At 53.8% G+C, this 13391-nt stretch carries 10 protein-coding genes; 3 read left to right on the forward strand and 7 right to left on the reverse strand.

What is annotated here, in order from left to right; translation table 11 throughout:
* Nucleotides 1-40: 40 nt before the first annotated feature.
* Nucleotides 41-946: a hypothetical protein gene (locus DFT_RS11610; RefSeq protein ID WP_054031354.1), complete on the reverse strand. Its 906-nt coding sequence runs from the start codon at nt 944-946 to the stop codon at nt 41-43.
* Between the two features lie 18 nt (nt 947-964).
* Nucleotides 965-2494: a glutamine-hydrolyzing GMP synthase gene (gene guaA / locus DFT_RS11615; protein ID WP_054031355.1), complete on the reverse strand. Its 1530-nt coding sequence runs from the start codon at nt 2492-2494 to the stop codon at nt 965-967.
* Between the two features lie 140 nt (nt 2495-2634).
* On the opposite strand from guaA, the gene DFT_RS11620 reads away from it, so the two are divergent.
* Both DFT_RS11620 and efp read left to right on the forward strand, forming a co-directional pair.
* Complete coding sequence (locus DFT_RS11620; protein WP_054031356.1) at nt 2635-3414, forward strand: phosphoribosylanthranilate isomerase; 780 nt, start codon at nt 2635-2637, stop codon at nt 3412-3414.
* Nucleotides 3415-3470: 56 nt separating this feature from the next.
* Nucleotides 3471-4034: an elongation factor P gene (efp, locus tag DFT_RS11625; RefSeq protein WP_054031357.1), complete on the forward strand. Its 564-nt coding sequence runs from the start codon at nt 3471-3473 to the stop codon at nt 4032-4034.
* Nucleotides 4035-4044: 10 nt separating this feature from the next.
* On the opposite strand, the gene DFT_RS11630 is transcribed toward efp, so the two are convergent.
* Nucleotides 4045-5310, reverse strand: a complete 1266-nt coding sequence (locus DFT_RS11630) for a hemolysin family protein (RefSeq protein ID WP_054031358.1) — start codon at nt 5308-5310, stop codon at nt 4045-4047.
* A 300-nt stretch (nt 5311-5610) separates the two neighbouring features.
* On the opposite strand from DFT_RS11630, the gene DFT_RS11640 reads away from it, so the two are divergent.
* Complete coding sequence (locus tag DFT_RS11640; protein WP_054031360.1) at nt 5611-8484, forward strand: DEAD/DEAH box helicase; 2874 nt, start codon at nt 5611-5613, stop codon at nt 8482-8484.
* A 37-nt stretch (nt 8485-8521) separates the two neighbouring features.
* Here the strand turns inward: DFT_RS11640 and DFT_RS11645 are convergent, their stop codons facing one another.
* The 4 genes from DFT_RS11645 to queC are packed head-to-tail and all read right to left on the reverse strand — an operon-like array spanning nt 8522 to nt 13387.
* Nucleotides 8522-10348, reverse strand: a complete 1827-nt coding sequence (locus tag DFT_RS11645; RefSeq protein WP_161807133.1) for an ARMT1-like domain-containing protein — start codon at nt 10346-10348, stop codon at nt 8522-8524.
* A 26-nt stretch (nt 10349-10374) separates the two neighbouring features.
* Nucleotides 10375-11235 (reverse strand): HAD family hydrolase, encoded by an 861-nt coding sequence (locus DFT_RS11650; RefSeq protein WP_076750521.1) that lies wholly within the window; start codon nt 11233-11235, stop codon nt 10375-10377.
* Nucleotides 11195-12637: a glycosyltransferase gene (locus tag DFT_RS11655; RefSeq protein ID WP_161807134.1), complete on the reverse strand. Its 1443-nt coding sequence runs from the start codon at nt 12635-12637 to the stop codon at nt 11195-11197. Before DFT_RS11655 ends, DFT_RS11650 begins: the two co-directional genes overlap by 41 nt.
* A 57-nt stretch (nt 12638-12694) precedes the next feature.
* Nucleotides 12695-13387 carry a 7-cyano-7-deazaguanine synthase QueC gene (queC, locus tag DFT_RS11660; RefSeq protein WP_054032438.1) on the reverse strand — a complete coding sequence of 231 codons (693 nt, stop codon included), beginning with the start codon at nt 13385-13387 and terminating at the stop codon, nt 12695-12697.
* Nucleotides 13388-13391: the final 4 nt, after the last annotated feature.

A 13391-nucleotide genomic window follows, 5' to 3' on the forward strand; every position in this document is an offset into this window, starting at 1 on the left:
GAATTTCGCGTGCCTTGATCTTGAACTTCTTTCGGCGCCGTCAATCTACGGCTTTTGCGAATCCAAAATTATCTGGAAATGGTGTGTTCCTCGATGGCCGAAGCAGGGGGGGGGCGGGAGACTGACCAACGGAAGGGGCCTGCTGGGTGCCGGGCGTCGATGCTGCAGGGGGGGTGGCGGCTGGCTGAGCTGCCCGGCCGATCTGTTTTTTCAGAGCATCGATCGTTTGTTGCATCGCATCGAGCTTGGCTTTTACCTCACTGGACACCTTAAGCGTTTCGAGCCGAAGCGCCAGATCCATGGCAGGTTTATCGATCTTGTTCTTCTCGAGTTCCGCCAGCAACCGATTGATGTCGGCCATACGCTGCTCTGTTGCCGCCACATTCGCCGTCAATTGATCCATCTGTTTTTTGAGCTCAGTGGTGATGGCGGCCATCTGTTGGCTTGCCTGATTGGAGGCATCAACCATCCCGTTTATCTGGCGGACAAGGTCATCACGTGTCGAATCGAGTTCCTTTTTATCGATTTTATTCTTGATGCCCTGCTGCACCTGGTTCAGCGTCTCCTGGAGCTTCTGCAACCGCACGTGAACGGCCGCAGCACTCTGATCACTTTGCGCGATCATCCGGGTCATATCATCTTCGAGTTTAGCCTGGCGCACCGACAAGGAAGAGAAGCGTGATTCGAGGTCGGCGGACAGCTTTTGAAATTCGATCATGCCGGTGTCTTCGGTGCGAACCACACGCTTTTTGATATCCAGGTAGGTGATCACCAGAACGATCACGATCAATACCGGAATCATGATCGAGATGAGCGTGACCCGCTGGCTGATCTTTTCCAGCCGCAGCTCATTGATCTCCGCGGGGATTTCAGACTTTTCGGCGGTTTCGACCAGATCTTCCGAACGCAACTTGAACTGTTCGTTATCTTCGAGGCGATCGTTCATCTTTTATTTTCCTGATGGTTATTCCCATTCAATGGTGCTGGGCGGCTTCGAGCTGATGTCATAGACCACACGGTTGACGCCGCGCACTTCGTTGATGATCCGGTTGGAGATGCGGCCCATGAGGCTGTGGGGCAGTTTTGCCCAATCCGCAGTCATGGCGTCCTTACTGGTGACCGCCCGGATGGCCACAATGTTTTCGTATGTGCGGCTGTCTCCCATGATACCGACACTTTTGAGAGGTAGCAATACGGCAAAGGATTGCCAGAGCTTGCGATAAAAACCGGCCTCCCGAATCTCCTCGAGCAGGACGGCGTCCACTTCCCGGAGTACCTGCAGGCGTTTTGAGGTGACTTCACCAATGATACGAATGGCCAATCCAGGCCCCGGGAAAGGCTGGCGCCAGACCAGATCGGAACCGAGCCCAAGTTGAGCGCCCAGTTTGCGAACCTCATCCTTGAAAAGATACTGGAGCGGTTCGACCAGTTTGAGTTTCATTCGCTTGGGAAGACCGCCGACATTGTGATGGGACTTGATCACCGCGGTAGGGCCGCCGAATGCCGAGCGAGATTCGATCACGTCCGGGTAGAGCGTTCCCTGGGCCAGAAAGTTAGCCCCTTCTATCTTGCGTGCTTCGGCCTCGAAGACTTCCATAAATATTCTGCCGATGATCTTTCGCTTCTTTTCCGGGTCGGCCACCTTGGCAAGTCCATCAAGAAACTTTTTCCCTGCGTTCACATAGCGGATATTGAGCCTCAAATGCTCTTTGAACACCACCTTGAGCTTGTTGGCCTCGTCTTTGCGCAGCAAGCCGTTGTCGACGAAGATGCAGGTCAGATGGTTGCCAATGGCCTTTTGAATCAACATGGCGGTCACCGTGGAATCCACGCCGCCACTGAGGCCCAGTATGACTTTGTCGTTGCCCACCTTTTCTTTGATCTCGGCCACGGCACTTCGCGCAAAGGCTTTCATGCTCCAATTGCGCCTGCAGCCACACACATCGAACAAAAAGTTGTGCAGCATCTGCTTGCCCTTTTTGGTGTGAGCCACCTCGGGGTGAAACTGGAGAGCGAAAAATTTTTGAGTTTCGTTTGCCATTGCGGCAACGGGGGTGTTGTCGGTTTTAGCCGTCACATCAAAACCCGTTGGCAATTGAGAAATGGAATCCCCATGACTCATCCAGACCTGGCTATGATCGGGTATGGACGAAAATAGTGCATCGGACTTGCAGATATTGAGTGCCGCAAATCCATATTCACGCTTCTGCGCTCGTTTGACAGTACCGCCAAGGGTATCGACCATAAAGTGCATGCCATAGCAGATCCCCAGAACAGGCAGCCCGAGATCGAATATACGCTGGTCGATCCTGGGACTGTTTTTTTCGTATATGCTCGCCGGTCCACCGGATAGAATGATGCCCTGAAGATCCATCTCCCTGATGCGCTCGATCGGGAGTGTCGGCGGTTCGATGATACAGTAAACACCACACTCACGGACCCGGCGGGCGATCAATTGGTTGAATTGGGAACCGAAATCAATGATCAGAATCATCGTCTTCCTTTACTCAGTATATATAATGATGAAAAGCAGTTAAACGGTTTGCGAAATCAGCCTGAATATGGTAGACAGCGCGAAAAATGTCAATAATTTTGATTTATGAACCGAGTCAACAGGCTCCTTGACGGTCTGAAATGATTGTACAAATTTACGAAATCCAGACACCACGCGAAGCCGAGGAGATGATTCGATTGGAGGTGGATCACATCGGCAGTGTGATGTTGGATCCATTTCCTGAGAGCCGGTTTGACCTCAAACAGACGATAAGGACCGTGCAGCAGGCCGGATGTAAAAGCAGCCTGATTCCGCTCTTTAACGATGTGGATGCCATATCGCGGATGGTCGAGGAACTCAGTCCGGATATGTTGCACTTGTGTGAGACCCTCGGGTCTGTCGAAAAGGATCGAGATGGCGTCTTTGCTGCCTTGGATCGACAAAGAACATTGAGAGAACGATTCCCCGAAATTGAGTTGATGCGTTCCATCCCCATTGGTCAGCCCGGCAGAGCGGATCGATGGGGTACGTTGAAACTGGCGGCGCTATTCGAACCGATCAGCGATTGGTTCCTGACCGACACCATATTGTCGACCGACACGCCTGATGTAGAAATAGCGCAGCCGGTTCAGGGGTATATCGGCATCACCGGCATGACTTGCGACTGGGCCGTCGCCAATGCCCTGGTACGCAGCAGCCGTATACCCGTCGTTTTGGCCGGCGGTATTGGACCGCATAATGTCGCAGATGGTATCCGAAAGGTAAAACCCGCCGGTGTGGACAGCTGTACATTGACCAATGCGCTCGATTTGGAGAATCGTCCGATTCGGTTCCAAAAAGATCTTGAAAAGGTGAAATCCATGGTCTTGGCCGCCCGAGAGAGTGACACGGCCCATCAGGTTGCATCAATACGTCAGTAACGTCTGGACAACCGATTTGAATCCAAAAGATAACCTGTAAGGAGGATATCCCCAATATGTTAGAAAGTGGTGATCTGCGCAAAGGCACAAAATTGGAAATTGACGGCGAACCCTATGTGATTGTGCAGTTTGAATTTGTAAAGCCAGGCAAAGGACAGGCACTATACAAATGCAAACTCAAGAACATGGTGACCGGAGCCCAATTCGACAGGACCTATCGGTCGGGTGAAAAGTTTACACCTGCCGACTTGGAAGAGGTCCAGATGGAGTATCTCTATTTTGACGGCAACAGCTACTGCTTCATGAACAACACCACCTATGAGCAGGAAATGCTGACCGCGGACCAGGTCGGAGAGGGCAAGGCATTTTTAAAGGACAATACCGTATGCAACGTTCTGCTCTTTCAAGGCCGCCCCATCGGGGTCACGCTACCCAATTTTGTCGAGCTTCGGGTGACCCAGGCCGAACCGTGGGCCAAAGGAGACACAGCCAGCGGGAGCACCAAACCGGCCACCCTGGAAACCGGCCATGTGGTCCAGGTGCCGCCGTTTGTAAACGAAGGAGAGCTGCTTCGGATCGACACCCGCAGCGGTGAGTATGTAGAACGGGTTAAAGAATAGCAGGGTGCCGTTACTTCGGCAATTCGGAAGCGTGTGGCAGCAGGGCAGGGCTGTTTTCTTCCAGCTGACGCACAATATACTCTTTGATCCGGTTGCCGTCCATCGATTTGACGATCACCTCAAACCCGCGCAGGGTAAACGTTTCATTTTCCGTGGGAATACGACCGATCTGTTCGAGTACGTAGCCTGAAAAGGTGTCGTACTCGGCGGATTCGGGTATGTTCATGCCGATCACTTCGTTGACCTCTTCGATATCGGTCTTGCCCAACACAATCCACTCTTTGTTTTTTCGTTTGGTAATCAGGCGTTCTTCCTTATCGGTTTCGTCCCTGATCTCGCCGACCAGTTCTTCGAGCGCATCTTCAAGGGTGATCAAACCGGAAACCCCGCCATGCTCATCGACAACGATCGCCATATGGTTTTTCCGTTTTTTGAACTGTCTCATCAACGAATCCAGTTTTTTGTGCTCGGGAACGAAATAGGGCGGGCGCATCAGCTTTCTGACGTCCGACAGTTGATTGTTGGCCGCATAATCCGCCAGCACATCTTTGATGTTCAGGATGCCGACCACATTGTCGATGGTATCTTCAATCACCGGAATGCGGGTGAATCCCGATTCGGTAATGGTTTTTAAATCCAGCGGCTTGTCCGCTTCGATAACGAACATATCGGCTCGAGGGGTCATTATTTCAGAGGCATTGGTGTCGTCAAATTCGAAGATGCGGTGAATCAACTGCTGCTCTTCCGCCTTGATCTCGCCCTCCTCTCGCACCACCTCCACGAAGGTCATCAATTCTTCCTCGGTCACGGTGGGCGTCTTCTTGATGCGCCCCGTGAGTTTGGGAATGAAGTCGAGAATAAAGACGATGGGACGGCAGAAAAGGGAAAACCAGTATATGGGAAAAATAATCATGCGGGCGATCAGAACGTTGTTCCGAGTGGCTACGGACTTGGGGAATACCTCTCCGAAAACGAGGATCAAAAAGGTCATCACCCCGGTGGCGATACCGACCGCATACCCCGGAAAGAGCTTGAGGGCCAGTTTGGTGGCCAGAGCGGAAGCCGCCACGTTGACCACGTTGTTGCCTATCAGAATAGTGGTCAGCAAACGATGCGGATTGTCCTTCAGCTGGTTGATCAGTTCATAGGCGCGGCCGCCGGTCTTGGCGAGATAGCGCGCCTTGGTGCGGCTGATCGAAAAAAGAGCGGTTTCGGCGGATGAAAAAAAGCCGGATAGAACGAGAAGAATCACCAGTGCGACGACTTGTTCCGTCATGAGATCATGCTTCCTGAATGTGATGCGCAAAAAAACCGGGCGCAGGCTGTATGAACATGGCGTTGTACCAGGCAGATGAGGCAGGTGTGTTTTTGATACAGATGATCGATGTTATCCAGGTGGATAAGTGGGGGTCGTCCAAGACTTGCTTTTTCCTCCAGAGCAGGGCAATCTATCCTGCGATTCTTTATTCGGTACGGATGCATTTATATCAAAAGCAACTGTACTTTCAAGCAAATAATAGAAGACCCAAGGCAGATCGCCAGACACTTTTTATAGTTTTTAACTCATTGTAATCAATTGGATATCAAAAGCATCAGCGAATACATTGACGCACTCGTCAATGCACCCCGTTTCAAATCCCAGGTAAAGGCGCACCATCGCCGGCCATCCAGGCCGGGCTGCATCTGCACAGCTGACGGCGTACTGTCCAATTCGCTATACGGGCTGTTGAATCGGCTGGGCATCGAAAATCTTTATCGTCATCAATGCGAGGCCCTATCCGCCATAGACGAGGGTAAACATACGGTGGTAGCTACCGACACCGCGAGCGGCAAGAGCCTGATTTACAACCTGGCCATGTTGCGAGCGTTTGAGACCGATCCCCAGACGCGTGCGCTTTATGTTTTCCCGCTCAAGGCCCTGGCACAAGATCAGCTGGCCGCCTTTTACCGCTGGTCAGCACAGATGTCCCCATCCATACCGCGGGCGGCCATCTATGATGGAGACACGACCGACTACCAACGCAAGAAAATACGACAGCACCCGCCCAATGTCTTGATGACCAACCCCGAAATGGTGCATTTGTCACTTTTGCCGTTTCACGATCGCTGGCATGCACTTTTTGCCCATATGCGACTGGTGGTCATCGACGAAGTCCACACCTATCGCGGCATGCTGGGCAATCACATGGCACAAATTCTACGTCGATTGCTACGTGTTTGCCACCATCACGGCGCCTCTCCGCTCTTTATCTTTACTTCCGCAACGGTAAACAATCCATCCCAGCTGGCCAGTGCACTGGTCGGTATGCCGGTCCATGCCATCACCGAAAACGCCGCTCCCAGCGGCCAACGCCACATGGTTCTGATGGATCCCGAGGATCGTCCTGCACATGTGGCCATCGCTTTGCTCAAGGCCGCCTTGGCCAGGGAACTGCGAACCATTGTTTATACGCAATCCAGAAAGCTGGCCGAGCTTGTGTCGGTATGGTCCCGGGAGCAGTCGGGACGGTGGCGGGATCGCATCAGCGTTTATCGGGCCGGGTTGTCGCCCGACAATCGGCGCGATATCGAGCACCGATTGAAAAGCGGCGAACTGCTGGCCGTGGTCAGCACCAGCGCCCTGGAACTGGGTATCGACATCGGTGATCTGGATCTGTGTATTCTGATCGGCTATCCCGGCTCGATGATATCCACCTGGCAACGCAGCGGGCGTGTCGGTCGCCAGGGCCAGCCATCGGCACTGATCATGATCGCCGTGGAAAATGCGATTGACAAATTTTATATGGCGCACCCCGACGCATTTTTCCACGGAAAAGCCGAGGCGGCCGTGCTCAACCCCTACAATGGCGTCGCTTTGCGGGGACATCTGGTTTGTGCCGCCGCCGAATTGCCATTGGACGTCGACGAAAGCTGGCTCCAGGCGCCAGAGGTGGAAACCGAGGTGTTGCGACTGGAACACAGCGGGGTGTTGAAACGCTCGGCAGACGGTATCCGCTTGCACAGCCACGAAAAAAGACCCCATAGACGGATCAGCTTGCGCGGCGCCGGTGAACGCTACCAGATCATCGACGCCGAAAGGGATCGACCCATTGGTGAAATCGATGGGCATCGGGTCTATCGGGACACGCATCCCGGCGCAATCTATCTCCACCAGGGAACGACTTATCGAATCGAAACAGTGGATGACAGGGCGCATTGCGTGCATCTTCTGCCGGTGGAGGTGGACTATTACACACGTGTGCGAAGCGTCAGCGATGTGGAGATCATTCGTGTTCACGACAGCAAGGCGATCGGATGGGCGCACATGTTCCTGGGGGAAATCAGGATTACCGACACGGTCTTTGCCTATGACATGATACAGAGCGTCAACGGTCGTATTTTGAAACAGATCCCCATCGATGCCCCGCCGGTTTCCTTCGAGACCCAGGGCATCTGGATCGATATCCCCGGCCGAGCCTGCCGGGAACTCCAACGGAAGCCGTTCGACCTGCTTGGCGCCCTGCATGCGGCCGAACATGCTCTTATCAGCATGATGCCTTTACGGGTTCTGGCGGACCGCAACGATGTGGGCGGCATCTCCACTGCGTATCACCCCCAGACCACAAATGCCGCCATTTTCATCTATGACGGCGTACCCGGCGGTGCGGGATTCAGTGAGCAAGTCTTTCTGCAAGCCGCGGAGTTGATGGACATCACGATTCAGGCCATCGAACGCTGCCCTTGCGAAGCAGGATGCCCGGCCTGTGTCCATTCACCCAAATGTGGTTCGGCCAACCACCCGATCGATAAAGCCGGTGCGGCCGCACTCCTTCGAATCATCAGACGACCTGCAGGCCCCGGAACAGCGGAATCGTCCGTCCTGACCCTCCAGCCACCGATCGGTGCTAAGCCCGATGATATTTTCAGGCATCCTGAATCGTTCGGTGTTTTTGACCTCGAAACCCAACGGTCGGCCGCCGAAGTCGGTGGCTGGCATATGGCGCACCTGATGCGGATCAGTTGTGGCGTGGTGTATGACAGCCGAACGGATCAATTCTCAGTTTACACAGAGGATCAGATCGAGAACTTGATCGCGCATTTGAAACGGCTCGATCTGGTGATCGGTTTCAACAGCAAACGATTCGACTACAAGGTGCTCAGCGGTTACAGCCGTTTCGACTTCTGGCAACTGCCCGGATACGACGTTCTGGAATCGGTGAAAAACCGGTTGGGATATCGGCTATCCCTGGATCATCTCGCAGAGGCCACCCTGGGCGCACGAAAAAGTGCGAGCGGTCTCGATGCCCTCAGGTGGTGGCAGCAAGGCCGCATCGAAAAAATCATCGACTATTGCCAAGTGGATGTTCGAATCACCCGCGATTTGTATCTATTCGCCAGGGAAAACGGATACTTGATGTACCGCGATCGAGACGGGGGCAAATTCAGAGTCCCGCTTGGCGCGTCACCCTGAACGCCGATCTGCGACCACACCCACCGGAATCGCCCATTCACACCCTGCATGCCGGCGCCAGTCGCCGGTCATACATGGAGCCGACGCCATATTCCTTGCGTCGCATGAAGCGTTCTCTGGCCGGACCGATAATCTGCATCTCGGGATGCGAGTTTTGCACGTCGATAGCGATGGCCATCTCTTTGGTGCATCCTGTGCTGTAGGTGGCATCCTTGCCCACCCATTCCGGCGGTATTTTCTGGTTCATGATCTGGAAGGCGGTGACAATATCGTCATAGGTCTGAAACCGCCAGATATCGATCATGCCGCTGCGCTGTACAATTTCCCACATGAACATCAGATCGTCTGCATCCATGCCGGGTTCGTAATACTGGGAGGGGTTGATGATAAAGGTCAACGACGATTGCATTTTGAGGTGATCCACGAAAACCGACATGATTTTTTTGGCCATGGCGATTTTGCCAGGGATCGAGCCGATGATGCCGCTATAGAAAATCACGGTCATGCCCTCGTCCTTGGCATGCTTCATTTGATCGATGATTGTTTTGGCTTTAAGCTCCAGATCTTGATGAGAAAACTTAATCACATGAGGATGTCGTGGTTTGTAGAGAATCGAGACACTGCCGTCTTTTTCGGCGGCAATACTGAAAATCTCCTGGGTGAATTGAAATTGGGTATCGAAAAATCGACGGCGTTGATCCATACCCCTGGAGATGACCGCATCCACCTCCTTGAACATCCGGGCAAAGGTCGTCGACACGAGGATGAGATTGAGGTTTTCATTGGTACCGTCGGATAAAACCAGGATCGGGGTATCGCCGCGCAGGGTGCGCACCAGTTCGTTTTTGTTCAGGCTCGGATCTTGAATGATGATCGCCTGACCGATGGCATTGCAGAACACCTGGTCGGTCGTGAAGTCGTGAATATCCGCCTTGGTGTAGAGGGGACCGCTTTTGAAGGCGATGATCACCTTGTCGCCCTGGGCCACCAGATGGCGAATGACCGCCAGGTCCACGATGGCCTCGCCGGCCTCGTCGGCCAGCCAGAGGATTTTCCGCCGCTTGGGCGGATGTTGCTTGCCAAACCCCAAAAAGGCCAGCAAGGGCTGTAGCCCGTCACCGGTAAAGGGCTTTTCGAAAATGGCAAGATAATCATCGACGCAGCGCTTCAATGCCCCATCGCTCTCCCACAACTCGGGCGTGTTGGACAGACAGATGAGTCTCTGAAATTCGAGTGACGCAATCTGACTCTTGATGTCGTCCAGCGTCCTGGGTGGATTTTTCAGTGCGGCTTCGTCGACATGATTGAGTGCCTTTTTGAGCGCCGGTGAGTCCAAAAGCGCTTGGGCGTTCGCATTGCGTTGGGCCTTCTCGAACATGTAGGGATCTTCTATATGGGTCCGGTTGAGGTAGATGCGCATGAGGCGCTTTTCCAATCGGGATGGAATCATGATTTCGTCGCGGGTCTCATGTTGATATTTGTTGATAATCAACGACTCCAGGTAGGTTTTTTCCCAGGGGTCTTCGATCTGTCTGTCGATCAGGGCCAGCAGGCGCTGCAGGACCTGGTTGTAGGCTTTCTGGATATGGGCCGAATTCTTCCGGTGAATGATGGCATCGAACATCTTGTCAGAACAGGGGTAATAGCGTTCATTGGGTTCGGTGTACACCATGAAACGAACCTGCTCCTCGGTCGCCGCCTTTTCCGGATTGCTGAAATGGTCGAGGTGGTTTTCGATAAAAAACGAGGTAAACCAGGCATCCATCTGGGGGCTTTGGCCGGGAACGTAAACCGGTTGCTTTTCAGGAGCGGCAAATGGGGTGGTTTTCTTGCTGCTGGCGGTCTTGGGCGCGGTCTTGGGCATGGATAGGTTCCTTTCTCAACACGACATCACAGGATAGGATCAAGGAAGGGTATCACTTGAAGCAGATCGGTGACAACCAAATCCGGGTCCGACGTTTCGATTGAATTGGTTTCGCTGTTCAATCTCAACGATCGGGCGTCCCCGGCGAACAATATGGTTTGGAATGCGTTGCGCTTGGCCGGTGCAATATCCTTGCGCATATCGTTTCCCATATACACGGCATGCTCGGGGGCGATCCCCAGTTTTTTTAGTCGATCCGAGGCCATACGAAACAAACCGTCCGCCGGTTTGGCGATACCGTGGCGGTAGGAAAGAAACGTCAGCTCTTTTTTGAAACCGAGTCGGGTCATAGGGCTACCGGTCAACAATTCGAGCAGATGCAGGGTAAAAAACTGGGCGTTGGATATGATGCCAAGTAAAATGTTCCGTTCCCGGCAGGCCGTCAGCAATTCGGACAGGTGTGGCATGGGCCAGACCGGGTTGAGGAGCATTTCGAATTCGACGGCCAATCCGGTGATCTCCTCGCTGCTTTTTAGAGGCAGGAGCGATTGCCAGATGTTTTCAATGCACACCTCCGGACACTCAATTCCCATACTTCTGGCCTTGTGGTGTGCTTCTTTAATCGCGCCATGCAACTCCTCGATCAGTCGTTCTGCTGTCATCGGTATGGCGTAACGTTCGAGCAATCGGGTCATCTGATGGATCGGCCACTTCTGCTGGCTTGACTGCCCCACGTCACCGCTGGCGCTGATCAGCAACGTTCCGTAGATATCGCACAACAAACACCGAATCGGTGGTGTTAGACGCCCCTCCGGTGTCACATTGGTCGGGAGGGGTTCGAGGGGTTTAAGATAGGGCGTGATCAATTGTTTGGGGATCACATTCATCTTCGAATCCACGCCATTTAAGCAGGCTGAAGCGCTCGGCGGCCATAAAGGCCCAGAAGAGGGCAGACTTGTCAATATGTTGCCTGACCGGACGATTGCACACGTTTTGGTACAGTTTCATCAACCGTTTTCCATAGTCTTTCAGGGAAAAATGCGCTGAAATGGCGCTTCTATTATGATCCAATGCATCCCGGATCCTCTGCCGCGAACCAAAATCCTTCAATACAGGATTGATCTCCAGCAACCGTCGGCAACTACCAGCATCCGACAGGAGGTGATCCAGGACCTGGCGTTGAAAGGGCTCCGAAAGCAGACCGAAATCGATTACCCCATTTTTTGTGATTCGCAACCAATCGGACCTAATTTGCTGATCGTCGATCTTCATGCCGAAGTGCGCCGCAGCGTGCCGGCGAACCGTTTGCCACTGCCGCTGGAAATCATCGACAGCTATCCATGCGTCGGGTATTCCCAATTGAGGATAGAGGTGTTCCAGGTGAATACCGAATCCGATGAAATCCTGGCAAATATCGGGCAGCAGACGACCCCATAGCGCCTTGCCCGCGGTCCAGGCCTCGAGAAAAGAAAAGCCGAAGCCTTCATTGATGCTGGTGGTGATCACATAACGCGCTTCGTTCATCAATTGTCGGAAATCGCCTCGGATCCCGGCTTCGAAAACCACGGGCAGGTCTTTATCGGCTGTATAACGGCGCCACATAAGGTAGCTTGTCGCATCCGAAGGGCTGGTCGGCGGTAGGGTGATGACCAAGGGGGAACCAGGAAAAGCGCAATGTTGAAGCAGAATGGATTCCCCGATATTCTTTCTTCGTATCGCGCGCACCGGGTAAAGGACATGGCCGGTGGCACCATCGGGTTGCTGCCCATGCAAAGACCATGGTCGAACGGCGTTGGGCAGATGATGAACACCTTTTTCCGTGAGGCCGCAGGCCATCAATATGCGTCGATCCCGCCCATTGACCACGGCATAATGGCAATCCGACAGATAGGGTTCCTGGAAATAGACATTTGGCCGTCCATCCTCGGCAAAATCGTGGATCTGGCAGAGCAGCGCCAGGCCTGACTGCTGCAACTGCTTGAGGACCGCCTGTAAGCGCCTGTTTTTGGCCAGGGTGGGATTGTGAACATGGATTACATCCGGATGTCCGCCTGGCCATTGATGCCGCAAGCTCGCCAGGATGGCGTCTGTCGTTTCAGAAACACCGGGGGCGGCCTGCGGCAGAGCGGTAGCGTACGCCAAACCCGGCACGACAGACACCGGCACAGGCCATCGAGCTATCGGTTTCTCCCCGCACAGGATCAGGACGTCATGTCCCCGGGCCATCAGGATTTCCGCCTGTTGCCGGAGAACGGTCGTGACCCCGCCGGTGTTAAGATGAAAATGCATCAGGGCGACACGCATGTCCCAAAAAACACCCCTGAAAAAACCTCTCTATAAATTTCTCTATTGATAACGCGTCGGGTCGTCGATACCAGCTTCCTGGAACCCCTTTCTACGCAACAGACAACTGTCGCATCGCCCGCAGGCCAACCCTTCGGGTGACGGATCATAACAGCTGTGCGTGATGCCGTAGTCGACGCCCAATGCGGTTCCCGCCTGGATGATCTGGGCCTTGGTCATGTGGATCAACGGCGCATGGATCGATATGCCCACCCCCTCCTGAACGGCGGACCGGGTGGCAAGATTGGCCATGGTCTGAAAGGCGGCGATAAATTCGGGGCGGCAATCGGGATACCCGCTGTAGTCGACCGCATTGACACCGATGACGATTCGGGTGGCGCCGAGCACCTCGGCCCAGGCCAGTGCGTAAGAAAGAAAAATCGTGTTGCGGGCGGGCACGTAGGTGACAGGAATATCGGCAAGCATCTCATCGGCAGCCCGACCCTTGGGTACCTGGATGTCGCCGGTCAATGCCGAACCGCCGATGGCCGTCATATCCACATGAACCACCAGATGGTGTTCGACATGAAAAAATTCGGCCACCCGCCGGGCGGCCGCAAGTTCGTAGACATGCCGCTGGCCGTAATCGAAACTGAGGCTGTAGAGGCTGAAACCCTCATTCTTGGACAGGGCCAGGGCAGTGGTGGAATCGATGCCTCCACTGGATAAGACGACCGCTTTTTCGGGAGTTTTCATTTTT

The organism is Desulfatitalea tepidiphila (assembly GCF_001293685.1).
Lineage (GTDB): Bacteria > Desulfobacterota > Desulfobacteria > Desulfobacterales > Desulfosarcinaceae > Desulfatitalea > Desulfatitalea tepidiphila.

Bases quoted from the DNA above. Each gene is read 5' to 3' on its own strand.
- DFT_RS11610 (WP_054031354.1), bottom strand. From the start codon at position 946: ATGAACGATCGCCTCGAAGATAACGAACAGTTCAAGTTGCGTTCGGAA.
- guaA (WP_054031355.1), bottom strand. From the start codon at position 2,494: ATGATTCTGATCATTGATTTCGGTTCCCAATTCAACCAATTGATCGCC.
- DFT_RS11620 (WP_054031356.1), top strand. From the start codon at position 2,635: ATGATTGTACAAATTTACGAAATCCAGACACCACGCGAAGCCGAGGAG.
- efp (WP_054031357.1), top strand. From the start codon at position 3,471: ATGTTAGAAAGTGGTGATCTGCGCAAAGGCACAAAATTGGAAATTGAC.
- DFT_RS11630 (WP_054031358.1), bottom strand. From the start codon at position 5,310: ATGACGGAACAAGTCGTCGCACTGGTGATTCTTCTCGTTCTATCCGGC.
- DFT_RS11645 (WP_161807133.1), bottom strand. From the start codon at position 10,348: ATGCCCAAGACCGCGCCCAAGACCGCCAGCAGCAAGAAAACCACCCCA.
- DFT_RS11650 (WP_076750521.1), bottom strand. From the start codon at position 11,235: ATGAATGTGATCCCCAAACAATTGATCACGCCCTATCTTAAACCCCTC.
- DFT_RS11655 (WP_161807134.1), bottom strand. From the start codon at position 12,637: ATGCATTTTCATCTTAACACCGGCGGGGTCACGACCGTTCTCCGGCAA.
- queC (WP_054032438.1), bottom strand. From the start codon at position 13,387: ATGAAAACTCCCGAAAAAGCGGTCGTCTTATCCAGTGGAGGCATCGAT.